This window comes from Kushneria sinocarnis (assembly GCF_003633775.1).
GTDB classification, from domain to species: Bacteria; Pseudomonadota; Gammaproteobacteria; order Pseudomonadales; family Halomonadaceae; genus Kushneria; species Kushneria sinocarnis.
Window position 1 is genome coordinate 42,328 of sequence record NZ_RBIN01000005.1, and the last position, 26,915, is coordinate 69,242.

27 protein-coding genes are annotated in these 26,915 nt (G+C 64.9%); 11 read left to right on the top strand and 16 right to left on the bottom strand.

The annotated features are described in order from the left end of the window. Positions 1-20 precede the first annotated feature (20 nt). Both C7446_RS08910 and tkt read left to right on the top strand, forming a co-directional pair. Positions 21-788 (top strand): triose-phosphate isomerase family protein, encoded by a 768-nt coding sequence (locus C7446_RS08910; protein ID WP_121172764.1) that lies wholly within the window; start codon positions 21-23, stop codon positions 786-788. 174 nt (positions 789-962) lie between these two features. Further along, a complete protein-coding gene (gene tkt / locus C7446_RS08915) occupies positions 963-2,957 on the top strand; it encodes a transketolase (RefSeq protein ID WP_121172765.1) in 1,995 nt (664 codons plus the stop codon). 142 nt (positions 2,958-3,099) lie between these two features. Here the strand turns inward: tkt and C7446_RS08920 are convergent, their stop codons facing one another. Continuing rightward, on the bottom strand, positions 3,100-4,152 hold the full coding sequence (locus tag C7446_RS08920) for a class I fructose-bisphosphate aldolase (RefSeq protein ID WP_121172766.1): 1,053 nt from the start codon (positions 4,150-4,152) through the stop codon (positions 3,100-3,102). 620 nt (positions 4,153-4,772) lie between these two features. Between C7446_RS08920 and C7446_RS08925 the strand changes: the two genes are divergently transcribed. Next, a complete protein-coding gene (locus tag C7446_RS08925; protein WP_121172767.1) occupies positions 4,773-5,939 on the top strand; it encodes a phosphoglycerate kinase in 1,167 nt (388 codons plus the stop codon). A 116-nt stretch (positions 5,940-6,055) separates the two neighbouring features. On the opposite strand, the gene C7446_RS08930 is transcribed toward C7446_RS08925, so the two are convergent. Then, a complete protein-coding gene (locus C7446_RS08930) occupies positions 6,056-6,922 on the bottom strand; it encodes a M23 family metallopeptidase (RefSeq protein WP_211327920.1) in 867 nt (288 codons plus the stop codon). A 170-nt stretch (positions 6,923-7,092) separates the two neighbouring features. Here C7446_RS08930 and C7446_RS08935 point away from each other — a divergent pair, with 170 nt between their 5' ends. The 3 genes from C7446_RS08935 to C7446_RS08945 are packed head-to-tail and all read left to right on the top strand — an operon-like array spanning position 7,093 to position 9,300. Next, entirely contained in the window at positions 7,093-8,040 is a 948-nt protein-coding gene (locus C7446_RS08935) for a DnaJ C-terminal domain-containing protein (protein WP_121172768.1), read from the top strand. A 3-nt stretch (positions 8,041-8,043) separates the two neighbouring features. Then, positions 8,044-8,358, top strand: coding sequence for a chaperone modulator CbpM (locus C7446_RS08940; RefSeq protein WP_121172769.1), 315 nt, complete (start codon positions 8,044-8,046; stop codon positions 8,356-8,358). Positions 8,359-8,391: 33 nt separating this feature from the next. Then, on the top strand, positions 8,392-9,300 hold the full coding sequence (locus tag C7446_RS08945) for a ketopantoate reductase family protein (protein ID WP_121172770.1): 909 nt from the start codon (positions 8,392-8,394) through the stop codon (positions 9,298-9,300). Between the two features lie 240 nt (positions 9,301-9,540). Here the strand turns inward: C7446_RS08945 and C7446_RS08950 are convergent, their stop codons facing one another. The 5 genes from C7446_RS08950 to C7446_RS08970 all read right to left on the bottom strand — a co-directional run bounded on the left by C7446_RS08950 (position 9,541) and on the right by C7446_RS08970 (position 15,094). Beyond that, positions 9,541-9,882 (bottom strand): thioredoxin family protein, encoded by a 342-nt coding sequence (locus C7446_RS08950; protein WP_121172771.1) that lies wholly within the window; start codon positions 9,880-9,882, stop codon positions 9,541-9,543. Next, the gene (locus C7446_RS08955) at positions 9,854-10,348 is read right to left on the bottom strand and encodes a flavodoxin (protein ID WP_121172772.1); all 495 of its coding nucleotides are present in this window, start codon (positions 10,346-10,348) and stop codon (positions 9,854-9,856) included. Before C7446_RS08955 ends, C7446_RS08950 begins: the two co-directional genes overlap by 29 nt. A gap of 47 nt (positions 10,349-10,395) precedes the next feature. Beyond that, positions 10,396-11,466, bottom strand: a complete 1,071-nt coding sequence (locus C7446_RS08960; protein WP_121172773.1) for a ribonucleotide-diphosphate reductase subunit beta — start codon at positions 11,464-11,466, stop codon at positions 10,396-10,398. A gap of 73 nt (positions 11,467-11,539) precedes the next feature. Next, positions 11,540-13,855, bottom strand: coding sequence for a ribonucleoside-diphosphate reductase subunit alpha (locus C7446_RS08965; RefSeq protein WP_121172774.1), 2,316 nt, complete (start codon positions 13,853-13,855; stop codon positions 11,540-11,542). Between the two features lie 420 nt (positions 13,856-14,275). Next, the gene (locus C7446_RS08970) at positions 14,276-15,094 is read right to left on the bottom strand and encodes a TraX family protein (protein WP_121172775.1); all 819 of its coding nucleotides are present in this window, start codon (positions 15,092-15,094) and stop codon (positions 14,276-14,278) included. Between the two features lie 147 nt (positions 15,095-15,241). Between C7446_RS08970 and C7446_RS08975 the strand changes: the two genes are divergently transcribed. After that, a complete protein-coding gene (locus C7446_RS08975; protein WP_121172776.1) occupies positions 15,242-15,724 on the top strand; it encodes a hypothetical protein in 483 nt (160 codons plus the stop codon). A gap of 17 nt (positions 15,725-15,741) precedes the next feature. Here C7446_RS08975 and C7446_RS08980 read toward each other — a convergent pair whose 3' ends face one another. Further along, complete coding sequence (locus C7446_RS08980; RefSeq protein WP_121172777.1) at positions 15,742-16,029, bottom strand: DUF4235 domain-containing protein; 288 nt, start codon at positions 16,027-16,029, stop codon at positions 15,742-15,744. A 168-nt stretch (positions 16,030-16,197) separates the two neighbouring features. On the opposite strand from C7446_RS08980, the gene C7446_RS16465 reads away from it, so the two are divergent. From C7446_RS16465 to C7446_RS08990, 3 genes are all read left to right on the top strand, one after another. Continuing rightward, positions 16,198-16,359: a hypothetical protein gene (locus C7446_RS16465; RefSeq protein WP_170150039.1), complete on the top strand. Its 162-nt coding sequence runs from the start codon at positions 16,198-16,200 to the stop codon at positions 16,357-16,359. Between the two features lie 200 nt (positions 16,360-16,559). After that, entirely contained in the window at positions 16,560-17,231 is a 672-nt protein-coding gene (locus C7446_RS08985) for an alpha/beta hydrolase (RefSeq protein WP_121172778.1), read from the top strand. Positions 17,232-17,405: 174 nt separating this feature from the next. Then, a complete protein-coding gene (locus tag C7446_RS08990; RefSeq protein ID WP_170150040.1) occupies positions 17,406-18,095 on the top strand; it encodes an alpha/beta hydrolase in 690 nt (229 codons plus the stop codon). A gap of 11 nt (positions 18,096-18,106) precedes the next feature. Here the strand turns inward: C7446_RS08990 and C7446_RS08995 are convergent, their stop codons facing one another. The 8 genes from C7446_RS08995 to C7446_RS09030 all read right to left on the bottom strand — a co-directional run bounded on the left by C7446_RS08995 (position 18,107) and on the right by C7446_RS09030 (position 24,369). Further along, positions 18,107-19,030 carry a DNA/RNA non-specific endonuclease gene (locus C7446_RS08995; RefSeq protein WP_121172780.1) on the bottom strand — a complete coding sequence of 308 codons (924 nt, stop codon included), beginning with the start codon at positions 19,028-19,030 and terminating at the stop codon, positions 18,107-18,109. 84 nt (positions 19,031-19,114) lie between these two features. Further along, positions 19,115-19,384 (bottom strand): DksA/TraR family C4-type zinc finger protein, encoded by a 270-nt coding sequence (locus tag C7446_RS09000; protein WP_121172781.1) that lies wholly within the window; start codon positions 19,382-19,384, stop codon positions 19,115-19,117. Positions 19,385-19,634: 250 nt separating this feature from the next. Continuing rightward, positions 19,635-20,720 carry an SMP-30/gluconolactonase/LRE family protein gene (locus tag C7446_RS09005; RefSeq protein ID WP_121172782.1) on the bottom strand — a complete coding sequence of 362 codons (1,086 nt, stop codon included), beginning with the start codon at positions 20,718-20,720 and terminating at the stop codon, positions 19,635-19,637. 193 nt (positions 20,721-20,913) lie between these two features. Beyond that, positions 20,914-21,174 carry a hypothetical protein gene (locus C7446_RS09010; protein ID WP_121172783.1) on the bottom strand — a complete coding sequence of 87 codons (261 nt, stop codon included), beginning with the start codon at positions 21,172-21,174 and terminating at the stop codon, positions 20,914-20,916. 170 nt (positions 21,175-21,344) lie between these two features. After that, positions 21,345-21,959: a YqaA family protein gene (locus tag C7446_RS09015; protein ID WP_121172784.1), complete on the bottom strand. Its 615-nt coding sequence runs from the start codon at positions 21,957-21,959 to the stop codon at positions 21,345-21,347. A 265-nt stretch (positions 21,960-22,224) separates the two neighbouring features. After that, positions 22,225-22,641 (bottom strand): hypothetical protein, encoded by a 417-nt coding sequence (locus C7446_RS09020; RefSeq protein ID WP_121172785.1) that lies wholly within the window; start codon positions 22,639-22,641, stop codon positions 22,225-22,227. Between the two features lie 80 nt (positions 22,642-22,721). Next, positions 22,722-24,176: a sodium:solute symporter family protein gene (locus C7446_RS09025; RefSeq protein WP_121172786.1), complete on the bottom strand. Its 1,455-nt coding sequence runs from the start codon at positions 24,174-24,176 to the stop codon at positions 22,722-22,724. Further along, positions 24,169-24,369, bottom strand: a complete 201-nt coding sequence (locus tag C7446_RS09030) for a hypothetical protein (RefSeq protein ID WP_121172787.1) — start codon at positions 24,367-24,369, stop codon at positions 24,169-24,171. The genes C7446_RS09025 and C7446_RS09030 overlap by 8 nt, the downstream gene beginning before the upstream one ends. Before the next feature lie 277 nt (positions 24,370-24,646). Here C7446_RS09030 and C7446_RS09035 point away from each other — a divergent pair, with 277 nt between their 5' ends. Then, on the top strand, positions 24,647-26,881 hold the full coding sequence (locus tag C7446_RS09035; protein ID WP_121172788.1) for an NADP-dependent isocitrate dehydrogenase: 2,235 nt from the start codon (positions 24,647-24,649) through the stop codon (positions 26,879-26,881). Positions 26,882-26,915 lie beyond the last annotated feature (34 nt).

Here is a 26,915-nt window from a genome sequence, read left to right on the forward strand (position 1 = left end):
ACAGCAGGGAGTCCACGCTGATGACATCGGCACCTTCATGTCTCGGTACCAGTCTGAAAATGTACTTCGGCTATCACGAGACACTGGCCTGGTGCAGAAGCATCGCCGAGCTGGCGCGCCGTCACCCGGTGGTCACCTCGCACAGCGTGGATCTCTTCGTGCTGCCCAGCTTTCCGCTGCTCGAACCGGCGCTGGAGATCTTCCGGGACAGCGGCGTCGGGGTGGGCGCCCAGGATCTGCACTGGGAGGATCACGGCGCCTTCACCGGCGAGGTCAGCGGGGCCCTGCTGGCAGAGATGGGCTGTCGCTACGTCGAGGTCGGCCACGCCGAACGACGTCGCCTCTTCGGCGAGGATGAAGCCGTGGTCACGGCCAAGACCACCGCCGCCATCCGCAACGGCCTGACCCCGATCCTCTGCATCGGCGAGGCCGAATCCGGCCCGGCCGGGGACGCCGCCGCCGAGTGCATCCGGCAGGTCGACTCGGCCGTCTCCGGGCTCACCGGGGCCCAGCACGACCAGAACCTCATTGTCGCCTATGAACCGCACTGGGCGATCGGCGCCAGTGAGCCTGCCTCTGCCGAGCACATCGGCGAGGTCTGTGCCCGCCTGCGCGAGCATCTCTCGTCCCGCACGGCGACCCGGGTGATCTATGGCGGCAGTGCCGGCCCGGGGCTGCTGACCCGACTCAGCGGTCAGCTCGACGGTCTCTTTCTGGGCCGTTTCGTTCACGATCCGGACGCGTTCGGCCGCATGCTCGATGAAACACGGGCCCTTCACCGGGGCTGAAATCGTCATCGCCGATCGATCTGGCCATCCGGGGGCGACATGAGCCCGTCAGAACGCTACTCTTGGTGGCAGCACAACCTGATAATGTAGCGTGCCTACAGAAGGCGATCGGACGAACGCCTTCGGCCGCTTCAATCGTTCATCAACACTTCGACCGAAGGAGCCTGAACCCTCATGCCATCTCGTCGTCATCTTGCCAACGCGATTCGTGCGCTCTCCATGGACGCCGTTCAGAAGGCCGGTTCCGGCCATCCGGGCATGCCCATGGGGATGGCGGATATCGCCGAAGTGCTGTGGAACGATCATCTCAAGCACAACCCCAACAATCCCGACTGGGAAGATCGCGACCGCTTCATCCTCTCCAACGGCCATGGCTCGATGCTGCACTACTCGCTGCTGCATCTGACCGGCTACGACCTGCCGATGGAAGAGCTCAAGAACTTCCGTCAGGTCGGCTCGAAGACCCCCGGTCACCCCGAGCACGGCTATACGCCGGGGATCGAAACCACCACCGGACCGCTCGGTCAGGGGCTGGCCAACGGCGTGGGCATGGCCATCGCCGAACGTACCCTGGCCGCCCAGTTCAACCGTGACGGTCACGAGATCATCAACCATCGCGTGTGGGTCTTCGCCGGCGATGGCTGCATGATGGAAGGCATCAGCCACGAGGCCTGCTCGCTGGCCGGTCATCTGGGCCTGGGCAACATCACCGTCTTCTATGATGACAACGGCATCTCCATCGATGGCGAGGTCAAGGGCTGGTTCAGCGATGACACCGCCTCGCGCTTCGAGGCCTATCACTGGCACGTCATCCGCGATGTCGACGGTCACGATGCCGAGCAGGTCGATCGCGCCATCCGCGAAGCGAAGGAAGTCACCGACAAGCCGACCCTGATCATGTGCAAGACCGTGATCGGCTTCGGTGCGCCCAACAAGGCCGGCAAGGAAGAGAGCCACGGCGCCGCCCTCGGCGAGGAAGAAGTCGAGGCCGCGCGCAGGCAGCTCGGCTGGGATCATCCGGCGTTCGAAATCCCCGACGACATGTACGCTGCCTGGGATGCCCGCGAGCAGGGTGACAAGCTCGAAGCCGAGTATCGCGAGAAGATGGCCGCCTACGAAAAGGCCTATCCGGAGCTGGCGAAGGAGCTCAAGCGTCGCTACAGCGGCGAGCTGCCGGCCGACTTCGACGGTGATGCGCTGATCCAGCGCGCCCAGGAGAAGATGGAAACCACCGCCTCGCGCAAGGCCTCGCTCGGCATTCTCAACGAGCTGGCGCCCAGCCTGCCCGAGCTGTTCGGTGGCAGTGCCGACCTGGCGCCCTCCAACCTGACCCTGTGGGAAGGCGCGAAAGCGATCAGCAAGGAGCATCACAACGGCAGCTACGTGCACTACGGGGTACGTGAATTCGGCATGGGTGCGATCGCCAACGGCATCGCCACGCATGGCGGCTTCATCCCCTATGATGCCACCTTCCTGGTCTTCCTCGAGTACATGCACAACGCCGTGCGCATGTCGGCGCTGTCGCACACGCGCATTATCCACGTGTTCACCCATGACTCCATCGGTCTGGGCGAGGACGGCCCGACGCACCAGCCGGTCGAGCAGCTCTCCGATCTGCGCAACCTGCCCGGCCTGGCCACCTGGCGGCCGTGCGATGCCACCGAGACGGCCGCCTCCTGGGTGGAAGGTCTCCAGCGTGAAACCGGCCCGACCGCGCTGATCTTCTCGCGCCAGAACCTGCCGGCCCAGCAGCGCGACGAGGAGCAGGTGAAGAACATCCGCCGCGGCGGCTATATCCTGCGCGACTGCAGCGGTCAGCCCGACCTGGTGATGATGGCCACCGGCTCCGAGGTCGATCTGGCCATGCAGGCCGCCGGCGAGCTGGAAGGCAAGGGTCACAAGATCCGCGTCGTCTCGATGCCCTGCACCAGCCAGTTCGACGAGCAGGATCAGGGCTATCGCGACTCGGTACTGCCGCCGACGGTGCGCAAGCGGCTGGCCATCGAAGCCGCCATCCCGTCGACCTGGTACAAGTACGTGGGTCTCGATGGCGATATCTTCGGCATGACCACCTATGGCGAATCCGGCAAGGGCCCGGATCTGTTCAAGCACTTCGGCTTCACCGTCGACAAGGTGGTCGAGCGCGCCGAGAAGCTGATCAAGGCGTAACGATCACGCCCGGCTGCCGGCCTGCCCGGCAGCCGGGTTCGCCTGTCGCGCCTCAATGAAAGGCCCCGCCGGGAATCCGGCGGGGCCTTTTTCGTGTCACCCACCCGATGGCAGGACCGCCACCGGGCACGCTCGGGAGCCGTCAGGCCACGGTGACATCGCTGGAGAGGTAGACGTCCTGAATGGCGTTGAGCAGCTCCACGCCCTCCTTCATCGGCTTCTGGAACGCCTTGCGTCCGGAGATCAGCCCCATGCCACCGGCACGCTTGTTGATCACCGCGGTACGCACGGCCTCGCCGAGATCGGAGTGCCCCTTGGAGCCACCGCCGGAGTTGATCAGCCCGGCCCGGCCCATGAAGCTGTTGGCCACCTGATAGCGGGCCAGATCGATGGGATGATCCGAGGTCAGCTCGCTGTAGACCTTGTCATGGGTGTGACCGAAGCCGATGTCGCGGAAGCCGTGATTGGTTTCCGGCAGCTTCTGCTTGACGATGTCGGCCTTGATGGTCGCCGCCATGTGCACCGCCTGACTGGTCAGGTCGGAAGCGACATGATAGTCGGTGCCATCCTGCTTGAACTCCGGGTTGCGCAGGTAGGCCCACAGCACGGTCACCATCCCCAGCTGGTGGGCGCGCTCGAAGGCCTCGCTGATCTCCTGGATCTGGCGACGGCACTCGGGCGAACCGAAATAGACGGTCGCACCCACGGCGACACAGCCCATCTGATGCGCCTGCTCGACATCGGCAAACAGGGTCTGGTCATAGATCGCCGGATAGGTCAGCGACTCGTTGTGATTGAGCTTGAGCATCATCGGAATCTTGTGCGCATAGCGCCGCGATACCGAGGAGAGCGCTCCCAGGGTCGTCGCCACGGCGTTGCAGCCACCCTCGATGGCCAGCTCGACGATGTTCTTCGGATCGAAGTACTGCGGATTGGGGGCAAACGAGGCCCCAGCCGAGTGCTCGATGCCCTGATCGACCGGCAGCATGCCGAGATACCCGGTGCCTGCCAGGCGACCGTGGTTGAACAGGGTCTGCATGTTGCGCAGCACCTGAGGGTTGCGATCGCTGTCCGCCATGACCCGATCGATGAAGTCGGGACCCGGCAGGTGGAGATCCTCCTTGCGAAAGCCCGTGCAGGTGTGGCTCAAAAGGCTTTCGGCTTCCTCTCCCAACAACCTGGTGATGTCGGTCATTATCGTGTTCCTCGTTCCTTCCATGAGTCGCAAAGTCGATCGGCCGCCAGGCAGCCGACCACTTCAGAAGCATATGAGAGCCGCCAACGCCTGCCTGTAGTGCGTCGGTAGCTTCTCGTAACGTCCGGCAGGCCGGGAACGTTGCAGCCCGATGGATTCTCTCCGCCACCATCGGGTGCCGACTTGATCGCATTGATCTTCTACCAACGATATACGACTAAAGGGGTATCAACGAAAGTCCCGCAACATGTTATTGCGGCAAACGTCGCTGTGGCGTGGCCTGCAGCCATTGTGACCGATGCCTGAATCAGGCATGTTGTGAGGCATGCCCACGGGCGGATACCCGCGCCTGGCGTGCCGCGCCCCCTGATCTGCGCTGACCGGTCATCGTGCCTTTTGCTCAGGCGACACCGATTCGGGTCGGCCCTGCCATGGCCGTGCCGGCTCACGCCGCCGCGGGACCGGTTCCCGGCCGTTCGAACTGCTATGCTGGTTCGATAGCAGACGGGGCGACCCCCATCGGAGGCTCGACATCGCCCGCCGCCGGTTCCGACTGTAGCCGGCCCCTTTTCAAGAACCGGGCCGATCGCTTCGGCCCCTGGCACAAACGAGGATGGACCATGAACGTGCGCAAGATGTCCGAGCTCGATCTCGCTGGCAAACGTGTGTTGATTCGCGAGGATTTCAACGTGCCGATCAAGGATGGCCGGGTCACCTCCGACGCCCGCATCCGCGCCTGCCTGACGACCATCAAGACGGCACTCGAGCAGAACGCAAAGGTCATGCTGATGAGTCATCTCGGGCGCCCGACCGAAGGCGAGCCCGATGACGAGCTCTCGCTGGCTCCGGTGGCCAACCATCTCGGCGAGCTGCTGGGCCGGACCGTCCGGCTGGAGCGCGACTATCTCGATGGTCCGCTGGAGCTTGCCGATGGTGAAGTGGTGCTGCTGGAGAACGTGCGCTTCAACAAGGGCGAGAAGAAAGATGATGAAGCGCTGGCGAAGCAGTATGCCCAGCTGTGCGACCTCTATGTGATGGATGCCTTCGGTACCGCGCACCGCGCCGAAGCTTCCACCCATGGCGTTGCCCGCTTCGCCCCGGACGCCTGCGCCGGCCCCGTGCTGGCTTCCGAGCTGGAAGCGCTGGAGCGCGCCCTGTCGAATCCCAGGCGCCCGATGGTGGCCGTGGTCGGCGGCTCCAAGGTCTCCACCAAGCTGGATGTGCTGACCGCGCTTTCCGAGCGCTGCGACCAGCTGATCGTCGGCGGCGGCATTGCCAACACCTTCATTGCCGCGGCCGGTTACAACGTCGGCAAGTCCCTGTATGAAGCCGACCTGGTCGATCAGGCCAGGGCCTTCATGGAGAAGGTCGATGTGCCGCTGCCGGCCGACGTCGTCGTCGCCACCGAGTTCGCCGAACATGCCAGGGGCGAGACGCGGCCGATCGACGATATCGGCGAGGACGAGATGATCCTCGACGTCGGCCCGAAGACCGCCGAGACCTATGCCGCCGCCTTCAAGAGCGCCGGCACCATCCTCTGGAACGGTCCGGTGGGCGTGTTCGAATTCGATCAGTTCGGCGGCGGCACCGAAGCCATGGCGAAGGCCATCGCCGAGAGCGAGGCGTTCTCGATCGCCGGCGGCGGCGATACCCTCGCGGCCATCGACAAGTACGGCGTCACCGAGGATATCTCCTATATCTCCACCGGCGGCGGTGCCTTTCTGGAGTACGTGGAAGGCAAGGAGCTGCCGGCGGTACAGGCGCTCAAGGCGGCCGCAGGCCACTGAGCCGGCGCTGTCGCAGCAGACGCAACAGGCCCCGCACCCGCGGGGCCTGTTTTTTTGTCCGTCGGAGGTTCTTGAAGAAAAGCCTTCGCGACTTCAGTCGCGATAGCTCGTAATCACTACTGTTGGGTACGCTCAAGCACCAGCTGTGGATCGATCCGGGTCTCGAACCAGTTCATTCCCCAGTGCAGATGCGGCCCGGTGGCACGGCCGCTCGCGCCCACCCGACCGATCACCTCGCCCTGCTCGACGTGATCCCCCACCGCCACATCGAGCTGTGACAGGTGCAGGAAATTGGAGCTGATGCCGAAGCCGTGATCGAGCAGGACGGTACCGCCGGTCAGATAGAGATCGGGCTCGGCGAAGGTGATCACGCCGGCTGCCGGGGCCTTGACCGGAGTGCCGGCGGCGGCGGCAATATCCATGCCCGAGTGCGCCGAGCCCGGGGTACCGTTGTAAACGCGCTGGCGCCCGAAGCGACCACTGACGCGTCCCGGCACCGGCCGGATGAAGTCCTGGGTGAAACCGATGCGGTCATCATTGCGGGTACGGGCCTGACTGACGGCGGCCTGCTCGCGGCGGATGCGTTCGGCGATCTTCGGCGGCGGCGACACCGTATCGGGCGGCACGCCATCAATGCGCTCGATCGGCCAGTCCCGCGGTGTCACCCCGACCCGGGCGGTTGTGGTCGACCCCTGCGGCGGGGTCACCGCAATCTTTTGATCGCCTTCGGCATTGCGCCCCACGCCGAAGACCACCGTACCGTAATCGGTCACCCGCAGGGTACGGCCGTCGTACTCGACCCGCGAATCGGGCGGCACCCGGCCGATCACCATCGCCCCCTGCTGGACGTGATCGGGAAAGATGATCTCCGGGGATGCCGCCCGTGCCAGGCCGCCCGTGCCGAGACTCAGGGCCAGTGCCGCGCCCAGCACGAGAAGCAGCGTGCGGGCAGCGTGGCTGCCGGATATGCGAGGTGCGTCCAATGGTCTCTCCCGTGGTCATCAGATCCTTCATCGGATTGCCCTATACTGCATGGCACGACACCCCGATAACAGCGCAGCATGGCGGTTGGCAAGACAGGTGTGGTGAACACCGCCCGATGGTCGGGCGGCCAGTCGGGGCCATCGTCGGCCCTTGCGTGGGAGCCCGGATCGTGGAATTCAGGGACTACTATCAGCTACTCGGCGTCGAGCGCACCGCCACGCCGGACGAGATCAAGAAGGCCTATCGCCGGCTGGCGCGGCGCTATCATCCCGACGTCAACCGGGAAGCGGATGCCGAGCAGCACATGCAGCAGATCAACGAGGCCCGCGATGTGCTGGCCGATCCCGAACGGCGGGCCGCCTACGATCAGCTCTACGACTACCAGCACCACCACGCCGGCGAGGAGTTCCGCCCGCCACCCCACTGGGATGAGGGCTTCGAGTTCTCCGGCAGCGGCTTCTCGCAGGCTGACATGGGTGACTACAGCGACTTCTTCGCCAGCATCTTCGGCCACCCCGACCAGCAGCGCACCCGCAGCGGTTACTACCGCAGGCGCGGCGAGGATCGTCACGCCCGCATCCACATCGACCTGGCCGACGCCTACCACGGCGCGGCCCGCACCATCACGCTGCACAGCCCCGAAGTGGACGCCCACGGCCGGGTCAGCCTCGTCGATCATGCCCTCAATGTTCGCATTCCGCGCGGCGTGAAGGCCGGGCAGCATATCCGGCTGGCCGGGCAGGGGCATCCCGGAGTAGGCGGCGGCCCACCCGGCGATCTGTTTCTCGAGGTCGCCTTCAACGAGGATTCGCGCTATCGCATCGAGGGCCGGGACGTGTACGAAACCGTGCCGCTCGCCCCCTGGGAAGCGGCGCTGGGCGCCTCGGTCGAGGTCCCCACGCCCCCGGGTGTGGTACGCCTGACGGTGCCGGCCGGTTCACAGTCCGGCCGCCGGCTGCGTCTGAAGGGACGGGGCATCCCGGGTGAGCCGCCGGGCGATCTCTATGCCGAACTGACCGTGGTGCTGCCCCCGGCCAACAGCGAACGGGCGCGTCAGCTCTACCAAACCATGGCGCGGGAGATGAAGTTCGACCCGCGCCAGTCATCGGAAGCCTGAGCCATGAGCCACCAAGACATCATCGCGGGTGAGCTGCTGGATGAGGAGCACCTCTCGCTCGAGGAGCTGGCCCGCGCCTGTGCCGTTGACCGCCAGTGGGTGATCGAGCGGCTGGAAGGCGGGCTGCTGGAGGAAGGCGGCCGCCATGGGGTCCATCATCATTTCACCAGCTACACGCTGACCCGGGTTCGCCGAATGCGCCGGATGGAGCAGGACTTCGATGCAGTCCCGGAGCTGGCGGCCCTGGTCGCCGATCTGCTCGAGGAGATGGATCGCCTGCGCACGCGGGCGCACGCCGCCGGTGTCAGACTGGACTGACGACCCATCCCAACCTGTCAGGGGAGCATGAGCATGAAGATCGCCATCATGGGGGCCGGCGCCGTCGGCTGCTACTACGGCGCGATGCTGGCCCGCGCCGGCCATGACGTGACGCTGATCGGTCGGGCAGCGCATGTCGAGGCCATACGCGCCAGGGGCCTGCTGCTGGAGACCGCCACGCGGCACGAACACCTCCCGGTCCGGGCCACGACCGGGCCGGAGGGCGTCCGGGGCGCGGCACTGGTGCTGTGCTGCGTGAAATCCACCGATACCGTTGCCGCCGGCGAGGCGATGGCGCCCTGGCTGGCCGAGGATGCGGTGGTGCTGAGCCTGCAGAACGGCGTCGACAACGCCGAGCGCCTGCAGCCGGTGCTGGATCGCCCGGTGATCCCGACCGTGGTGTATGTCGCCACCGCCATGGGCGGGCCGGGGCATGTGCAGCACCACGGCCGCGGCGAGCTGGTGCTCGGCCCGGGCCCGGAGAGCGAACGCATGGCCGGCCTGCTCAGCGAGGCGGCGATTCCGGCCGAGGTCTCCGATAACGCCCTCGGTGCGCTGTGGGCCAAGCTGATCATCAACTGTGCCTGGAATGCGCTCTCGGCGATTGCCCAGAGGCCCTACGGCAAGCTGAGCCGGGGCGTCGGGGTGACCCGGGTGATGGATGAGGTGGTCGGCGAATGTCTGGCGGTGGCGCACGCCTGCGGGGTGCACATACCGGGCGATGTGCGCGGTACCGTTACCGCGATCGCCACGAGCATGCCGAATCAGTTCTCCTCCACCGCCCAGGACCTGGCGCGGGGGCGCACCAGCGAGATCGACCACCTCAACGGCTATATCGTGCGGCGCGGCGAAGCGCGCGGCGTGGCCACCCCGGTCAATCGCACGCTGCATGCGCTGGTGAAGCTGCTGGAGCGCCGAGACGAGACCACCGCAGGCGCATAGAGAGGCATTGATGTGCGCTGATGCCCGGATGGAATGATCGCGGCTGAAGCCGCTCCTACAACACCCACGGGAACATTCAATGGAGGTTCCCTAGGTCATCACCGTGGGGATTTCTGCTCTCCTGTCAGGCAATCGCGGCCAGAACCACTTCTGGAGGGATACCAATCGGTATTGTAGGAGCGACTTCAGTCGCGATGGGGAGGTCCTGGCGGGATGCCGAATGAACCCGGTACTAGCCGGTCACACCGCCGAGGACTCCAGATGCGCGGCCACCAGCGCCTCGATCTTCTCCGGCGGGTTGAAACCGGTCAGCCGGCCCACTTCCTCACCGCTGCGGAACAGCAGCAGCGTCGGGGTCTGCCGCAGGCTGTGCCGGTGGAAGAATTCCTCGCCCACGACTTCCAGCTGCACCTTCACCAGCGCCACGCTGTCCGCCAGCTCACCGGCGGCGAAGCGCTTGAGCGCCATGTCGAGCATCTTGCAGCCCGGGCAGTTGTCCTTGAAGAAATCGACCAGCACCAGCTCGTGATCGGCCAGCAGGGCGTCGAATTCGTCAGGCGTGGTGAGCGTGAATGTCTGCATGAGCGTGGGTTTCCCGTTGTGTCATGATCCGGCGCGTCCAGTCGGCAATGGCCGCGGCATCCTTCGGTGAGGCCGGCATCTGCTCGATGGTGAGCTTCGGATACCGGCTGTTGAAAAAGCGCGCCATGCGGTGCACGGCGCCGCAGTAATACTCCTCGCCCCACTGGGTTTCGCCGGTGCCGAAGACGGCCACATGTTCGGGGCGGAAACCGTCATCGCCGAACAGTTCGGCAATGAACGCCTTCATCTCCGGCGGCGTGCGCCCACCGTTGTCGCTCCAGGAGCCCAGCAGGTAGAGATCGAACGCACGCGCGGCGCGCTCGTCGGCGACGACATCAAACAGCGATTCCGCGGTGGCAAAGACCGCCACCACCCGATGGCCGAGGCGCTCGCACTCGGCGTGGATCAGTTCGGCCACCTCGCGGGTATTGCCGCTCAGCGAGTCATAGGCCAGCAGAATGTGCATTGCCGTCGCCCCTGCGCCAGGCGTTGCCGCTGGCGCGTTGCCGGATCTCAGAGATCGTCGAAGCCGTTATCGAGATTGGTCTTCTTGTAGCTGGCGTTGCGCGCCTCGAAGAAGTCCGTCTTGGTATCCGTGGTGTTGTCGGCATAGGCCCGGATCCACGGCATCACGTTCTCGCCGACATCCGAATAGAGCGGCTCCATGCCCAGCATGCCGGCCATCTTGTTGGCGCGATACTTGACGTAGCCGAGCATCTCCTCGAGATCGATGCCGTCGATGCCATCGAGTACCTCGCCGGACCACTGGGTCTCCAGATCGACCGCATGGTGGAACGCCTGGTGGGTGTACTCGGTCAGCGCATCGTTCTGCAGCTGCGGATTCTCGCCGACGATGGCGCGGATCAGCTCGCTGATGAACTTGGAGTGCGCCAGCTCATCCCGGTTGATGAAGCTGATCACCTTGCCGGTACCGTTCATGCGGTTCTGGCGCATCAGGTTGTAGAAGTACGCGAACCCGGAGTAGAAGTTGATGCCTTCCAGGATCGACGACTGGATCAGGGCCTTGACCAGTGTCTCCGGCGTCTTCTCGGTCATGAAGTCGTTGTAGGCGTTCATGATCGGCTCATTGCGCGCAATGATGGTCGGATGGGTGCGCGCCAGCTCGAAGATCCGCTTCTGCTCCTGCAGGTTGGTGATCGAGGCCAGCACATAGGAGTAGCTCTCGTTGTGGATCACCTCCTGCTGCCCGATGATCGCCGAGTTGGCGTGCGCCGCCGGATCGGTGATGTACTCCGCCACGTTGTAGATGAAGCGGGTCTGCGGCGAATCGAGCGTGGCCAGCAGGCCGATGATGGCATCGAAGGCGTACTTCTCGCGCCCGGAGAGCTCGGCGTACTGCTTGGCATCACCCTTCATGTCGACTTCATCGGGGATCCAGTAGTTGGTCGAAAGCTCCTTGTAGGCCCGATAGAAGGACGGATACGGAATGTCGTTCCAGTTCAGGATGCCGCTCGTCTCGCCGTTGATGATACCGGTCGAACGATTGGGATAGGTCGGCTCGAGAATCCGGATCCGACGCAGCTGATCGGCGCTTTCCGTCTTGTCCGCCACGGGTGTGGTCATGAACGAATCTCCTTCGATGGCGCCTGCATCAGGCAGGCGCCGTCAGTAATGCTGAAACGGTCCGGCGGTGGGCTCAGCTGGCGCACCACTCGCACTCCTCGATATCGATATCGTTGGAGCGCACGTAGTAGGTGGTCTTGAGCCCTTCCTTCCAGGCGATCATGTGCAGGTTGAGCAGCGTGCTCGCCTTGATGGTGCTGGGCACATAGAAGTTGAAGCTGATCGACTGATCGATATGGCGCTGGCGGCGGCCGTTCTGGCGCACGCTGGCGAACTGGTCGACCCGATAGGCCCCCTTCTCGTAGTAGGGGTAGGTCTCCATGTTCAGCCCGGGGGCCACCACCGGCCGGCGATAGTCCTTCTTCTCTTCGTAGTAGAAGGCGCTGTAGATCGGATCGATCGAAGCGGTCGAGCCGGCAATCTGGGCGGTACTCATGTTGGGCGCGACCGCCAGCACATAGCCGTTGCGCATGCCGGTGCGCGCCACCTCTCCGGCCAGCTGCTGCCACTGCTCGCTGTCGTAGCCGCGGCGCTCGAAGTACTCGCCGGTCTGCCAGTCACTGCCGGCGAAGACCTTGTAGGCGCCCTTCTCGGCAGCCAGATCCTTGCTCGCCTTGACCGCATAGTAATTGATGCGCTCGTAGAGCTCGTCGCAGTACTGCTCGGCCTCCTCGCTGTTCCAGTCGATGCCCTTCTGGGCCAGCAGGTGGTGCCAGCCGAAGGTGCCCAGACCGATGGCACGATACTTGCGATTGGTGATCGTCGCCTGCGGCACCGGCAGCTGGTTGAGGTCGATGACGTTGTCGAGCATGCGTACCTCGATGGCGACCAGCCGCTCGAGGATGTCCTCTTCCACCAGATCGGACTCGGCGGTGACCGCGCGGCCGAGGTTGACCGAGGACAGGTTGCAGACCACGAAGTCGCCGGCCTGACGCGAGGTCACGATCTGATCGCCGCTGATCGTCTCCTGGATCAGCTTCGTCGGGCTCATGTTCTGCAGGATCTCGGTGCACAGGTTGCTCGAATAGACCCGGCCGACATGCTTGTTCGGGTTCATCCGGTTGACCTGGTCGCGGTAGAACATGAACGGTGTGCCGGTTTCGAGCTGGCTGACCATGATCCGCTTGAAGATGTCGATCGCCTTGACGATGCGCCGGCTGACGCTCTCGTCGGCGACCAGCTCCTCGTACTTCTCGCGGAAGCTGCCTTCGCCACGACGCTCGTCGAAGAAGTCCTGCAGATACCAGCCCTTCTTCTCCTTCACCTCGTGGGGATCAAACAGATACCAGTCGCCGCGCCGCTCGACCGTCTCCATGAACAGATCCGGGATGCACACCGCGGTAAAGACGTCGTGCGCGCGCAGGCGCTGATCGCCGTTGTTCAGGCGCAGATCGAGAAAGGCCTCGATATCCTTGTGGAAGATGTCGAGATAGACCGAGATGGCGCCCTTGCGCTGGCCCAGCTGATCGACGCTGACGGCGGTATTGTTGAGCTGCTTGATCCACGGCACCACACCGCCGCTGGAGCCCTTGACGCCCCGGATGGCCGAACCGGTGGAGCGGACATAGCCGAGATAGGCCCCCACGCCGCCGCCGTGCTTGGAGACCCGGGCGAGGTCGGTGTTGGAGTCATAGATGCCCTGCAGGCTGTCATCAACGGTGTCGATGAAGCAGCTGGAAAGCTGGCCGCCGATCTTGCCGGCGTTGGCCAGCGTCGGAGTCGCCACCGTCATGTAGAGATTGGAGAGTGCCCAGTACGCCTCGCGCACCAGCTCCATGCGACGCGCCCGCGGCTTTTCCTGCTGCATCAGGTAGAGGGCGATGGTCAGCCAGCGCTCCTGCGGCAGCTCATAGACGTTGCGGTCGGTATCGGTAGCCAGATAGCGGGTCGCCAGCAGGTAAAGGCCGTTGTAGGAGAACAGCTTGTCGCGCTCCGACTCGATCATCTCGCCGGCTTCGATCAACTCGTCCTTGGAGTAGTTGCGCAGCACATCACCCGAATAGATGCCGCGCTCGCCCAGACTCTCCTGCAGGCCGACATAGGAGCCGTACCGGTCATCGTCATTGTAGAAACGGTTCTTGCTCGCCTTCTTGTAGAGACGATTGAGGTAGAGACGCGCCGCAAAGAACTCCCACTCCGGCGTGGCCACGTCGGTGTTGGACTCGGCCTCGCGGATCAGGTAATCGACCATGTCCTCGGCGGACAGACGCTCCTTGCGTTCGATGAAGGCGAACGCCTTGCGCTTGTAGTCGTCGATCTCGAGCTGCGGGAACTCTTCATGGATGCGGTCCAGATAGCGCTCGAGTCGAGCGCGATCCCAGGGCATCTGCCGCTTGCCGCCGTCCTTGGTGATCGAGGTCGTCCGGCTGGCCGATTCTACAGTCGTCATGGGTGTGCTCTCGCTATCTCGTGGCTTTCGAATGGGCGATCGAAAACGCCGTCATGGCCTCGACGGCCATCACGAAACAATGGAATTCGGGGGTGTTGCAGGGTGTTCTTCAGAAGGTGCCCAGCGTACACCGACCAGCGATCCATGGCTATAGGATTTGATGATCTTTTACCAGATGTAGTACTGCAAGCAGAAAAAGGTCCAATATATAGTGTCTGTTCACAGCCTTGCCCCGATGAGGCGAGTACTTGCTTACCCGCCGCGCCCGGTGTGAAAAGGTCCGAATCGAGAGGAGAGAAAAAGCGCCCGGAAGTGGTCCGGCAGCGACCCACAGTCAGGCCACAACTCATGCACAGGGTTACCCACAACCTGTTGCCCGAGGGCCCGAGCAACCGGCTGTGGATAACCGAATCGCCGGGGTCAGCGCCCTGACAGGATCACCCAGAGCGCAATCAGGGCCAGGTGACCGGGATACCAGCCGAGCCAGAGCCGGCGCGGCATGCGCAGCCAGCGCGGCAGGGCAGGTACCGCTCGCGTCCCCCCGAGCGCCAGCAGGACCACCAGCAGGCAGGTGCCCAGGGCAATCCACTGGCTCACCGGCACCACGTTGAGCGGCCAGGCCACCAGCGCCAGCACCGCCGCCGCCGGCATCACCAGCAGCCGCGCCGGCCCGCGGGTATGCGCGGCCGCGTGCAGTACCAGCATGAAGACCGGAATCAGCAGCACGCCGTGCCAGCCGTACTCCAGTCGCACCGGCAGCAGCGCGGCAAGGGCCAGTGCTCCCAGGCAGGCGCTCAGCATCGCCAGCATCACGCCACTCTGCATCAGCAGCGTGCGCGGCGGATGCCGCGCCAGTTGCCACAGGGCACTGCCGATCAGCAGCCCCAGCGCCAGCGTGAAGCAGACATTGAGCACCGGCACGTTCAGCACGCGCGGCATCAGCATGTAGGGCAGCTGCGCGACCAGACCGATCACCGTGATCCGCCAGGCATAGCGCCACGGATTGCGGGTATCGAACAGGGCATGCCAGGCCACCATGGCCGCAAACAGCGGGAAGGCCACCCGGCCCACGGTATCGCTGGCCCAGCCCAGCGGCCAGTCGGCCGGCAGGGCGAAGCGGGTGACGTGATCGACACTCATGCTGATCAGCGCCAGCCACCTGCCCCAGTCGGTCCAGTGCGAGGCGGCCCTACGGGTGTCGGCAACCGCCGCCTCCGGGACCGAATGCGATAGTGTCATGGCGCGCTTCTCCGGCAGGACGACGAGGACACAGCATATCGGCGGCGCCGACCGCTGACGAGTGCAGCCAACCCTGCCATCATGGCAACCGACCGTAACAGGACGATACACCGGCAGAACGGATCGCCATTACATGGACAATCACTGATGTCAAAGCGCTACTTTCATCCCGGACGCTGGTACGACACCATCGCCGTAAGCGAAGGTGCCTTCTGGGTCTGCTATCTGTGGTGCGCCCAGTGGTCGCTGGTACATGGCCGAAGCCTGCCCTTCCTGCCCGCGACCATTGTCCTGGCCGCCACGCTGCTGGTCATCATGAGTCGCCGCTCCATGCGCCTGGCATTGCGCCGGTTCCGGGTGCGCAAGCGACGCACCGAGATGCTGATGCATCTCATGCTGCCACCCCTGCTGCTGGGACCGCTGATCTGGTGGCTGCTGGAGAGACTGGTGGGAGAGCTGCCCGGCGCCCAGCGCTGGACACTGGCCGCCCTGCTGGCCACCGCGGGCTGGGCCGTGTTCGTGATCTCGGTGCTGATCAAGCGGCTGATCCGGCACTACCAGGACGCCTCCCCCGTCTCCGATGACGAGGAGCACCCCGAAAACCGCTCGCAGCCCCCCGGGGCCGCCTGACCCCGGGGCGGAACGCCTCACTCCTCGAAGCGCGACAGTACCCGCTGCCCCTTCGGATGATGGCGGGCGCGCTTCATCGCCTCGGAACCCATGCGCCAGCCCAGGATGCGCGCCATGCCGACCAGCATGCCCGAACAGGCCCCCCAGGCCAGCGCCTCGCGCCAGCGTACATCCGGCTCATCGGGATTGAGCGGCGGCTCGAAGCCATAACGACGCGAGGTGCGCTTGAGCGTCTGACGCACCAGCACGCCGGTAGTCAGCGCCGTCGCGGTGCCGAAAAGGGTCCATACCGTCTGAGGCTTCATGCTCTGCTCCTGTTGCCTGGCAAGTCTGTCCCCAGCGTAGACCACTCACCCGATGGCAGCCCCCGACAACCCGTACGCTCCGTCAATACGTCCAATCGCGCATTGTCAGGCAAGTGTCACAAGGGTTGGCTATGCTCGACACAGGGTACATCGACAGGGGATAACACAATGATGATTCTGGAACCCGTGCCTGCCTGCACCGGCACCCCCGAAGGCAGCGATGAAGCACTATCGGAAAGCACCCTGGCCGAACTGTGCTGGCAGCAGCTGTGTCTGGAGAGCGGCTGTCCCGCCTCGGCCGAGCCCGGCATGACGGTTCACCGCGAATAACACCGGCCGGCGGCCCCTGCGCCGACAGGGGCCGACTGCCCGCCGCCGTTCCGGCCCACGCCACTGTCGAGCAGCAACGGGCAGTCGCCCCTCGCCGGTATAACGAACAGTGATCCCGCCACGGGCATGGACAATCCCTGCCGGCTGACACACCCTATGGCGCATTCCGACCGAACTGCGACCCCCCGCGAGAGAGTGCCATGGTTGCCGACGCCCCGATCATCATCGAGCCGGAACGCCCGGCACAGGCTACTGTCATCATCCTGCACGGCCTGGGTGCCAGCGGCCATGATTTCGAGCCGCTGGTGCCGATGCTGGAACTGCCGGAGGACCTGGCGGTCCGTTTCGTGCTGCCGCATGCCCCCAGCCTGCCGGTCACCGTCAACGGTGGCATGACCATGCCGGCGTGGTACGACATCCTCGACATGGAGCTCGACCGCCGGGTCGATGAGGCCCAGCTGCGCGAGTCCGCCCACCGGATACAGACGCTGATCGACGAGCAGATCGAAGCCGGCATCGACAGCCGTCGGGTGATTGTCGCCGGGTTCTCCCAGGGCGGCGCCGTGGCCTATGAGGCCGCGCTCTCCTACCCCCGGCCACTGGGCGGCGTGCTGGCCCTGTCGACCTATTTCGCCACCCCCGACAGCCTCGAGCCCAGCGCCGCCAATCGCGACATCCCCATCGAGGTGCATCACGGCACCCAGGATCCGATCGTGCCCGAAACGCTGGGCCGCCGGAGCGCCGAACGGCTGGAGGCGATGGGTTATCCGGTCAACTACCGCACCTGGCCAATGCCGCACTCGGTCAGCCCCGAGCAGCTGCCGGAAATCCGTCGCTGGCTGCTCGAGCGGCTGCAGCCTGCCGAGGAGTAAACCGTTTCATGCCGGAGCATGAGAGCTGCGCATGAGCGCGCCTGTCGGAAGCATGACCCCCGTCACCGGCACTGTGCCGCATCGCAACCGGCGGGGCGATCAGCGCGGATCGGCATGATGCTCGCGGTGCAGGCGGGTAATCCTGAAGCATCGTTTCATGCCCAGGATCGCGCCATGACCCACACACTCAATACCATCATCGAACCCGACCGTGACCAGCTGGCCAACACCAGTATCATCGTGCTGCATGGCAGCGGCGGTCAGGGCGATGACTTCCGGCCGCTGATACCCCTGCTGCAGCTGCCCGCCACGCAGGGGGCCATGCGCTTTCTGCTGCCGGATGCGGCACGTCGCCCGACGGATGACAGCGGCATCGAGCGCAGCGGCTGGTATGACCGGCCCGATGACAGTGGTCAACGGGACGACATCGGACTGGCCATCGCCACCGCCTGGGTGCAGGTGCTGATCGAAAGCGAGATCGAACGCGATGTGGACAGCCGGCGCATCTTCCTGGTCGGCTTCCAGCAGGGCGCCGAGATTGCCTGCCGCGCGGCGCTGACCTTCGGGTCACGGCTGGGGGGTGTTGTGGCGATGTCGACCGACCTCTCGCAGCTCGCCACCGATGACGTGACCGAGGCCAACCGGGACCTGCCGCTACTGATTCAGCACGGCTTCCGCGATGACGTGATTGCCGAACATCGCGCCCGCAGCGGCGCCGACCGGCTGAAGCAGCAGGGTCTGACCGTGGAATACCTCCCCTACGACATGCCCCACGGCTTCTGTACCACCCAGATCCACGACGTGCGCCGCTGGCTGGGGACGCGGCTCAAGGCCGCGCCGCTGCCGGTCTGGCGCTGCTTCTGAGCCACGATGGGTCAGAGGCGGATATCCTCCGGGCCGTTGATCACGGCGTCGATGCGGGCGCCGGTGTCGTGCTCCTCGTTGGAGAAGCCATCGAAGCCCGCCAGCTCCCCGAAATCGAGCTCAACCAGCGAGGCGATGCGCGCCACGCTGCGCTGATAGGTGCGGTACTGGCCGAACATGAAGCCGAGCCGATCGAGGTCCTCGGCCTGCTCGATCATGTAACCGCTGGCCGAAGGCCTGCCATTGCGGTCGACAAAGGCCACCACCTTCCAGAAGGCCTCGGGAATCTGCACGCCCCGATAACAGCGATCGCTGTCACGCAGTACCGGCCCGGTAAACACCGTGATGCGCTGGTCATCGGCGCGGGCATGATCGATCAGATAATCCTCCAGCCCCAGCCAGGTCTGCTGATTGAAGCCGGCCATCTGCGGGCTGCAGTTGGTGAAGTGAAAGGTATCGCGGTTGGCCTGCTCCGCCCGGTCACCCCAGTTGGGCGCCGTGCGCCGCACCAGATGACCGCGATCAAGCGGATTGTCGGCGTAGAGGGCCTCGCCGAGCTGGCAGTCACGCGGAATGCGATCATCAAAGCGCCAGTGATCATCGCCGCGGTCGATGCGGCGCAGCTGCTCGCCGTCGATATTGAGCGCGGTGAAGAGCGCCAGTCGGCGCGAGCGCGACATCACGATCGAGAAGTGGGTGTAGTCGAGCCGATTGTCGCGGCTGCCCTCGACCGGGGTGACATCATCGGCGCGCGAGCCGACCGGTGTCGGCAGCGGCACCTCGAAATCGGGCAGAAAGGCAGGGTCGTACCCCTGCCGATCGGCGAGGTCATCAGCGGTGGAAACCGTGGCCGTCTGCTGCCGAGGCGAACCTGTCGATGGCTCGGCCAGTGCGCTCAGACCCCGCAGCACCGGACGATGAGTGCGATCGGTCATGCTGACACTCCGAAGCGAATGAACCCCTCAGCCTGGCAGACACCAATCACCCTCGGAGGACAGTGCGACGATGGCAGCACACGCTCAGCGCAGCTGGCTGTCCTTGCTGGCGCGCCGGTTGATGCCGCGGCCCTGCTGCTGGCGTCGATCCTCTTCGGCCTGGCACGCCACACAGAGGCGTACCCCCGGGATCGCCTCGCGGCGCCTCTGAGGAATCCCGGCCTCGCACAGCTCGCAGTGGCTCAGGCTTTCACCCTCGCCACCGAGCCGGCTGCGTGCCTGGCGAATGCCATCCTCGACGGTGTCGTCGATCTGCTCCTGAACCGCACCATCCCTTGCCCAGCCGTTGGCCATGAGAAGTCCTCCTTCATCCGGCGCCGGTGCGCAGTGTCTGCCAGGCTCGCACCAGCCACCGGCACGCATGCGCTCGTTCTCGTGACTCCCAGCATAGCCCAGCACCCACCCGGGCTCAGGCGCATTTGCGACCGGTCGGTTCGATGGCAGCGACAGTCCAGGGTGATGGCGACGTGATGACGGTACGATGCCCTGCCCCTCGGGCATGCCTCGCGGTGACATCCGACCGCCCGCAGGCGGCCGGACAGGCTCAGACCGTACCGCGGGTTGCCGTGTAGATCGTGTAGATCGAACGGCTGGCGGCCATCAGCAGGCGGTTGCGATGTTCGCCGACGAAGCAGACGTTGGCACAGTGCTCGGGCAGCACGATGGCGCCGAGCTGCCTACCTTCGGGGTTGAAGACCACCACCCCGCTGTCCGTCTTGCCCGAGCCGGCCGCACTGGCCCAGAGATTGCCGTGCACATCGCAGGCCAGGCCGTCATGGACGATCGACTTGGCGGAGACAAAGGTGCTGCGGTTCGTGAGCCGCTTGCCATTGTCGACCACTTCCCAGCTCTGAATGCGGGACTTGTAGTCATTGGTGCCCGCGGTGTCACTGGCATAGAGCCGCCGGCGATCCGCGGTCAGCGCCACGCCGTTGGGTCGTCCCAGCGTCTCATCGAGCACGATCGGCGCCTCGAGCGAATCGTCGATGTAGTAGATCCGGGTCGGCAGCGTCAGCTCGCGCTCGCGTCCCTCGTAGTCGACCCTGGCGCCGTAGCCGGGGTCGGTAAAGATGATGCCGCCGCCGGGCAGCGTGACCAGATCATTGGGCGCATTCAGCGGCTTGCCATCGACCTGGCTGACCAGGGTGGTGACACTGCCGTCCCACTCGTAGCGCACTACCTTCGGCGGATAGTGCTCGCAGCTGACCTGGCGGCCGTGATCATCGAAATTGTTGCCGTTGGAGTAGCCCACCTGCTCGCGCAGCACGCTGACCTCGCCGGTCACCTCATCCCAGCGCATCTGCCGCTGACGGGGGATGTCACTGAACACCGCGTAGCGGCCGATCGCGTTCCAGGCCGGCCCTTCGAGCCAGAGCCCGCTGGCGTAGTGGCGCTGCAGCGGCGTGTTGCCGATGAACAGCTTCTCGAAATCGGGATCATCAATGCGCCAGGCGGGGTCCGGGTAGCCCCGGGGACGGTTGAAGTCATCGCCGGAGGCCTCGGCAAACGCGACCCCCGGCAGCGATGACGCCGCCAGCGTGGCAGCACTGCCCGCCAGAAAGCCGCGTCGCGACAGTATCGCGCCTGCCGCTTTGCTGCTGCCGTATTCCGAATCCTGCTGATCAGCCATGTTCGCTCCCCCTTGCAATGACGCACTGTCGTTATGGCAGTGACTTATCAAGTGACTGTCCGACTACCGTACGACGAAATGGCATCAGCTGGCCTGAAGACACGACCAAGGTGTAACAGGTCCGCCGGAGCGGCCCTGTCAGAGGCTGCGCCGGCAAGCGATCAGCCGGGGCAGGGAGATACCGGGGCCGGGCTCAGGCCGCCCGTCCGAAGGTGAGATGACGCAGCGGGCACTGCTGATGACTGAGCGGGCACCAGGGGAAGGGCTGGTCCAGCATGGCCTCGCGAATGGACAGGATCCGTGCCCGCTGATGGTCGGTCATGGGATCCAGCAGCTGATGGGGGCGACCGTTGAGGGTCACCATGACCGGCTCGGCAAACACGACGGTATCGTTTTCCAGATCATCATGGCGGATGTTCTCGAAACCGAAACGAAGCTGGGCGGCGTGGTGCATGGTGATTCTCCCGCGCTCGAAAAGGGGCGCATCAGATGACATGCGCGCATTATCCCTGATCTTTCGAAAAACGCCAACACCCGATACTTTGGCGCACTTTAAGCGCTGATCGCAGCCAAATGACAATTTTTCCCGTTTGCAGGTGCGAAAGGAAAACGTCTGCCAGGCACTCAGGCACCACTGCCCGTCCACCAGCCGACCAGCTTGTAGAGCAGATAACCCACGACCACGACCGCCAGCACGATCTTCATCACCCGTTCATGGCGACGCCAGATCTCGCGTGCGCGATCGCCGACGAAGTGAACCAGCAGCGCCAGCCCGAAATAGCGCACGCTGCGCGCCAGCAGCGAGGCGAGCAGAAACAGCAGGAAGGAGTAGCCGGTACTGCCGGCCACCAGCATGGCAATCTGGAACGGCACCGGAATGATGGCAATCGACAGCACCGCCAGAAAGCCGTTGTTGCTGAAGCGCTGATCGAACTGATCGAAGGCGGCCTGCCCCCCGAACAGCTGAATCAGCTGGTCACCGAACTGATTCATCGCCCAGGCGCCCAGCCCGTAACCGATACAGGCCGCGGCCAGGTTGCCCAGCAGCGCCACCAGCGCCAGCCGCCAGATCCTGCGCGGACGGGCTACCATCCAGGGCACCAGAATGGTTTCGATCGGGACCGGAATGAGCAGGGTCTCCATGATCGAAGCCAGAAAGAGCCCCCAGTAGGCCCGGGGGTCGTCCATCCATTGACTCAGACGCTCGCCCAGGCGTTGCCGCCAGTCCTGCCGTTCCATGCTCGCCTTCCCCCCGGTTTGAGTGCAGTGCAGAGAATGGGGGAAAGTGGACGATTTCTGCCGTCAGGGCCAGCCATGCGTACAAAAAAGCCTCCCCGGGAGGAGGCGAGGGTCTTGCATGGCGCCGCGCTGCCAGCCCGTTGATGAATCACTGCCGGGCGATGATGCGGCCCCGGAGGAGTGCTGGCGCGCAGCCCTCGGACGGACATGACAACACCCCCGCAGGGCGGGGGTGTCGAAAAGCGCAGGGCCTCCGGAGACGCCCTTATTGACCGGAACCACCGGACCCGGTGCCGGCCTTGCGATCGATCTCGCGCTTGGCCTTGTCGGCCGCCTTCTGCTTCATCTGGTCTTTCATGCCGCCGGACTGCGACGTGGCAGAGCCGTTCGACTGCATGCCCTCGGAGCTGCTGTCACGACCGGTCTGCGTCTGTCGGCTCTGGCTGCCCGAGGCAGACTCCTCACGGCCGATATTGCTCGAGCCGCTGTGCGACTGGCGGTTGTCGCCCTGCATCTCGTTGGACATGCTGCGCTGATCGCGCTGCTGTTCGGTCTGCTGACCCGAGTTCATGTCGCTGTCCGACTGGCCCATTTGATCACCGGACGAACTGTCGGCGGCCAGCACCGGCGTGGTGGCCAGTGCCAGAATGGCGGGGGCGATCCATGTCGTCATGCGTTTCATAAGCGCTCCTGCTTGATGAATACCCTGTCACCATGGTGATCCGCCATACCCCCGGACAAGTAGCAATTTGTCTCGAAATGTCAGTTGCCGACCGCGGCCCGCATGAATTCGTCGGCGCGCTCGGCGCCCGCCCGGGTCACCAGACTCACGCCCACGAAAAGGCCCCCCGCAAGCCCGATGCCCCAGATCCCCGGGGGCAGACCCAGCGGGTGAAAACCGCTGAACTGGCTCAGCAATACACAGCTGCCGGCGCCGAGAATGCTGACCAGCGCCCCGGCGGCAGTGCCCTGATGCCAGAAGAAGGCGCCGACGATCGCCGGCACGATCACCACCAGCCCGGCGGAGGCCGCCACCGACAGCACCGCGATCAGATCGAGCTGCAGTTCGGCAAAGGCCAGCGCCAGCAGGGCAATCAGCGGAATCACCCCGATGCCGCAGCGCAGCTGGGCGCGCTCGCTGGCGCCCGGCCGCGTGCGGGCATAGACATCGCGGGCGATCATCGAGGAGAGGGTCAGCATGATCGAATCGATGGTGGAGACCGCCGCCGCCAGGATCCCCACCATCACGATCACGCCCAGCAGGGGCGGCACATGGGTGGAGGCCAGCAGGGTGGGGGTGGCGAGATCGGCCGTCTCGAGTCCGGGAAAGGCCACCAGCGCGGAGAAGCCCCACAGCACCGAGACCAGCGTGTAGATGAAGCCGAAGACCATGAAGCCCAGCAGCATGCGTCGCATCGCCGCCAGCGACACGGGCATGAACAGGCGCTGGCTGACCTGGGGATTGGAGAGCGAGAAGAAGAACCAGGGAATGGTCAGGCCGAGAAAGGTGGTCAGACTGAACAGGCCGCTGCCGGGCACGCTCAGGGCCTGCGGATGCCGGTCGGCCAGGGTATCAAACAGCGTGCCGAAGCCGCCCAGCCCCCGAACCACCAGCAGTGCCACCAGGGTCGAGGCGACGATCATGAACAGGGCCTGCAGGGCATCGGTCCACATCACCGAGCGGATGCCCGAGATCCAGCTGAACACCAGCGCCAGCAGGGTGGCCACGATGACGCCGGTGGTGAACGGGATCGCCCCATCGCTCATGCCGGAGAGCAGATAGCCGACGCCGGCGAGCTGTACCGCCGCGTAGGGGATCAAGAAAAGGCAGCTGGTCAGCGCCACCACCACCGCCACCGCGCCGCTTTCGTAGCGGTGACCGAGCATCTCGCTGGGGGTAATGAAACCGAAGCGGCGCCCGACCGCCCAGAAGCGCGGCCCGAAGATCGCCACCAGCGAGACCCCGGCGAAGTAGACGATCTCGAAGCCGAAGGCGCCGACGCCCCCGGCATAGGTCAGCCCGGCCAGCCCCACCATCATGAAGGCACTGTAGGTGGTGGCGCTGTAGCTCAGCGCCGAAACGAACCCGCCCATGCGACGGTGGCCGAGGAAGTAGCCGCTCATGTCCCGGGCCGCCCCCGTGCGCGAGCGCCAGGCGGTGACGAGGGCGGCCAGCAGATAGACCGCAATGGCGCCCCAGATCAGTGTGTCACTCATCACCCCCCTCCCGGTCGGCGGCCGTGAAGCCGCGGGTGGCCAGCGCATTGATGACGATCACCAGCCCCCCGATGACCGCCCAGAGCAGCAAGCTGCCATACCAGGCCTGCACCTGGCGCAGTGGCCCGAAGGGCAGCAGATAGCAGAGCGCCACCAGTACCCAGATGGCGTGAATCCAGCGACTCGTTTTCATTGTTCGGCTCCCGACCCCTGATCATTGGCGCGGTCAGCATAGCGCAGCCCCCTTATGTTCGAAATAAGCATAAGAAAGCGGGTCACGTCGCCCTCCGGCGGGCCGCGCCCTTGCATAAGGGCCCCCGGGTACGCTGTTATACTCCAGCCAGATCATGCGATTGCCGACAGGGGGCCGGAATGGCCGGCCGATCCGCCTGACATCTCCTATCCTGACAGTCCGGTTCCTGCCGCTCAGGATTCATGCCAACGCAGTGACAAGAGAGGTTGACGCCACGATGTCCGAAACACCGAAGATCATCTATACGCTTACCGACGAGGCCCCTGCGCTGGCCACCCACTCCCTGCTGCCGATCATCGACGCCTTTACCGACTCGGCCGGAATCACCGTGGAAACGCGGGATATCTCGCTGGCCGGCCGGATCATCGCCCAGTTTCCGGACTACCTGAGCAGCGATCAGCAGATCGCCGATCATCTCGCCGAGCTGGGGGAAATGACCCAGCAGCCCGAGGCCAACATCATCAAGCTGCCCAACATCAGCGCCTCGGTCCCCCAGCTCAAGGCCGCCATCCGGGAGCTGCAGGGACAGGGCTACAACCTGCCGGACTATCCGGAAGAGCCGGCCGGCGACGCCGAGAAGGAAGTGCGCGCCCGCTATGACCGGGTCAAGGGCAGTGCGGTCAATCCGGTGCTGCGCGAGGGCAACTCCGACCGCCGCGCGCCGCAGTCGGTCAAGAACTATGCGAAGAAGTATCCGCACCGCATGGGGCAGTGGTCGAGCGATTCGAAGTCGCATGTCGCCCACATGAGCGAAGGCGACTTCTACGGCAGCGAGCAGTCCGCGGTGATCGACCGCCCCGGCGCGGTGAAGATCGAGCTGGCCACGAAGGACGGCACCACCACCCTGCTCAAGGAAGTGGCCGTGACCGAGGGCGAAGTGATCGATGGTGCCCGCATGAGCGAGCGCCAGCTGCGCAAGTTCATCGGTGGCGAGATCAGGGACGCCCGGGAGCAGAACATCCTGTTCTCGCTGCACCTCAAGGCGACCATGATGAAGGTCTCCGACCCGATCATCTTCGGCACCGTGGTCAGCGAGTTCTACCGGGAGGTGCTGGAGAAGCACGAAGACACCCTGAAGACGCTCGGCTTCGACCCCAACAGCGGCGTCGGTGAGCTCTATTCGGTGATCGGCTCGCTGCCGCAGGAGCAGCAGGAGGAGATCAAGTCCGATATCGACGCGCTCTACAAGGAGCGTCCGCCGCTGGCGATGGTCGATTCCCACAAGGGCATCACCAACCTGCACGTGCCCAGCGACGTCATCATCGACGCCTCGATGCCGGCGATGATCCGTGACTCCGGGCAGATGTGGGGCGCCGACGACGCTCGCCACGATGCCAAGGCGGTAATCCCGGATCGCTGCTATGCCGGCATCTATCAGACCGTGATCGAGGACTGCAGGGCCAACGGCGCCTTCGACCCCACCACCATGGGCAGCGTCCCCAACGTCGGGCTGATGGCACAGAAGGCCGAAGAGTATGGCTCTCACGACAAGACCTTCCACATCCCGAGCGATGGCACCATGCGTGTGACCGACGCCAATGGTCAGCTGCTGTTCGAACACGAGGTGGAACGCGGCGACATCTGGCGCATGTGCCAGACGAAGGACGCGGCGATTCAGGACTGGGTCAAGCTGGCGGTCAACCGTGCCCGCGACAGCGCCACCCCGGCCATCTTCTGGCTCGATCGCGAGCGCGCCCACGATGCGCAGCTGATCGGCAAGGTCGAGCGCTATCTGAAGGAGCATGACACCAGTGGCCTGGACATCCGCATCATGGCGCCGAACGAGGCGATGCGGGAGACGCTGGCCCGTACCCGCCGCGGCGAGGACACCATCTCGGTGACCGGCAACGTGCTGCGCGACTACCTGACCGACCTGTTCCCGATCATGGAGCTCGGCACCAGCGCCAAGATGCTCTCCATCGTGCCGCTGATGAATGGCGGCGGGCTGTTCGAGACCGGTGCCGGCGGCAGCGCGCCGAAGCACGTCCAGCAGCTGCTCGACGAGAACCACCTGCGCTGGGACTCGCTGGGCGAATTCCTCGCGCTGGCAGCCTCGCTGGAGCATCTCGGCAAGACCTTCGACAATGCCCGCGCACGCATTCTGGCGACCACGCTGGATCAGGCCAACAGCGCATTCCTCGCCAGCGACAAGTCGCCCAAACGCAAGGTTGGCGAGCTCGACAACCGCGGCAGCCACTTCTATCTCGCGCTCTACTGGGCGCAGGCGCTGGCCGAGCAGGATGAGGACAGCGAGCTCAAGTCGCTGTTCGGTGAGCTGGCACAGACGCTGAGCGACAACGAAGCCGCCATCGTCGAGGAGCTCAACGGCGTGCAGGGTCAGTCGGTGGAGATCCAGGGGTACTATCATCCCGATCATGAGCTGGCCAGCCAGGCAATGCGGCCGAGCCGGATTCTCAACGATGCGCTGAACACGCTGTCGAGAAAGAGCTGAACCGGACTCGATTTACCGGTAACAGCAAACGGGC

Excerpts from the sequence above, each read along its gene's own strand:
- tkt (WP_121172765.1), top strand. The coding sequence starts at position 963 with ATGCCATCTCGTCGTCATCTTGCCAACGCGATTCGTGCGCTCTCCATG.
- C7446_RS09025 (WP_121172786.1), bottom strand. The coding sequence starts at position 24,176 with ATGAGTGACACACTGATCTGGGGCGCCATTGCGGTCTATCTGCTGGCC.
- C7446_RS08920 (WP_121172766.1), bottom strand. The coding sequence starts at position 4,152 with ATGACCGACATCACCAGGTTGTTGGGAGAGGAAGCCGAAAGCCTTTTG.
- C7446_RS08965 (WP_121172774.1), bottom strand. The coding sequence starts at position 13,855 with ATGACGACTGTAGAATCGGCCAGCCGGACGACCTCGATCACCAAGGAC.
- C7446_RS08960 (WP_121172773.1), bottom strand. The coding sequence starts at position 11,466 with ATGACCACACCCGTGGCGGACAAGACGGAAAGCGCCGATCAGCTGCGT.
- C7446_RS08970 (WP_121172775.1), bottom strand. The coding sequence starts at position 15,094 with ATGACACTATCGCATTCGGTCCCGGAGGCGGCGGTTGCCGACACCCGT.
- C7446_RS09000 (WP_121172781.1), bottom strand. The coding sequence starts at position 19,384 with ATGGCCAACGGCTGGGCAAGGGATGGTGCGGTTCAGGAGCAGATCGAC.
- C7446_RS09010 (WP_121172783.1), bottom strand. The coding sequence starts at position 21,174 with ATGCACCACGCCGCCCAGCTTCGTTTCGGTTTCGAGAACATCCGCCAT.
- C7446_RS08950 (WP_121172771.1), bottom strand. The coding sequence starts at position 9,882 with ATGCAGACATTCACGCTCACCACGCCTGACGAATTCGACGCCCTGCTG.
- C7446_RS16465 (WP_170150039.1), top strand. The coding sequence starts at position 16,198 with ATGATGATTCTGGAACCCGTGCCTGCCTGCACCGGCACCCCCGAAGGC.
- C7446_RS08975 (WP_121172776.1), top strand. The coding sequence starts at position 15,242 with ATGTCAAAGCGCTACTTTCATCCCGGACGCTGGTACGACACCATCGCC.
- C7446_RS09020 (WP_121172785.1), bottom strand. The coding sequence starts at position 22,641 with ATGAAACGCATGACGACATGGATCGCCCCCGCCATTCTGGCACTGGCC.
- C7446_RS08925 (WP_121172767.1), top strand. The coding sequence starts at position 4,773 with ATGAACGTGCGCAAGATGTCCGAGCTCGATCTCGCTGGCAAACGTGTG.
- C7446_RS08940 (WP_121172769.1), top strand. The coding sequence starts at position 8,044 with ATGAGCCACCAAGACATCATCGCGGGTGAGCTGCTGGATGAGGAGCAC.
- C7446_RS09035 (WP_121172788.1), top strand. The coding sequence starts at position 24,647 with ATGTCCGAAACACCGAAGATCATCTATACGCTTACCGACGAGGCCCCT.
- C7446_RS09005 (WP_121172782.1), bottom strand. The coding sequence starts at position 20,720 with ATGGCTGATCAGCAGGATTCGGAATACGGCAGCAGCAAAGCGGCAGGC.
- C7446_RS09015 (WP_121172784.1), bottom strand. The coding sequence starts at position 21,959 with ATGGAACGGCAGGACTGGCGGCAACGCCTGGGCGAGCGTCTGAGTCAA.
- C7446_RS08980 (WP_121172777.1), bottom strand. The coding sequence starts at position 16,029 with ATGAAGCCTCAGACGGTATGGACCCTTTTCGGCACCGCGACGGCGCTG.
- C7446_RS08945 (WP_121172770.1), top strand. The coding sequence starts at position 8,392 with ATGAAGATCGCCATCATGGGGGCCGGCGCCGTCGGCTGCTACTACGGC.
- C7446_RS08990 (WP_170150040.1), top strand. The coding sequence starts at position 17,406 with ATGACCCACACACTCAATACCATCATCGAACCCGACCGTGACCAGCTG.
- C7446_RS08910 (WP_121172764.1), top strand. The coding sequence starts at position 21 with ATGACATCGGCACCTTCATGTCTCGGTACCAGTCTGAAAATGTACTTC.
- C7446_RS08995 (WP_121172780.1), bottom strand. The coding sequence starts at position 19,030 with ATGACCGATCGCACTCATCGTCCGGTGCTGCGGGGTCTGAGCGCACTG.
- C7446_RS08955 (WP_121172772.1), bottom strand. The coding sequence starts at position 10,348 with ATGCACATTCTGCTGGCCTATGACTCGCTGAGCGGCAATACCCGCGAG.
- C7446_RS08985 (WP_121172778.1), top strand. The coding sequence starts at position 16,560 with ATGGTTGCCGACGCCCCGATCATCATCGAGCCGGAACGCCCGGCACAG.
- C7446_RS09030 (WP_121172787.1), bottom strand. The coding sequence starts at position 24,369 with ATGAAAACGAGTCGCTGGATTCACGCCATCTGGGTACTGGTGGCGCTC.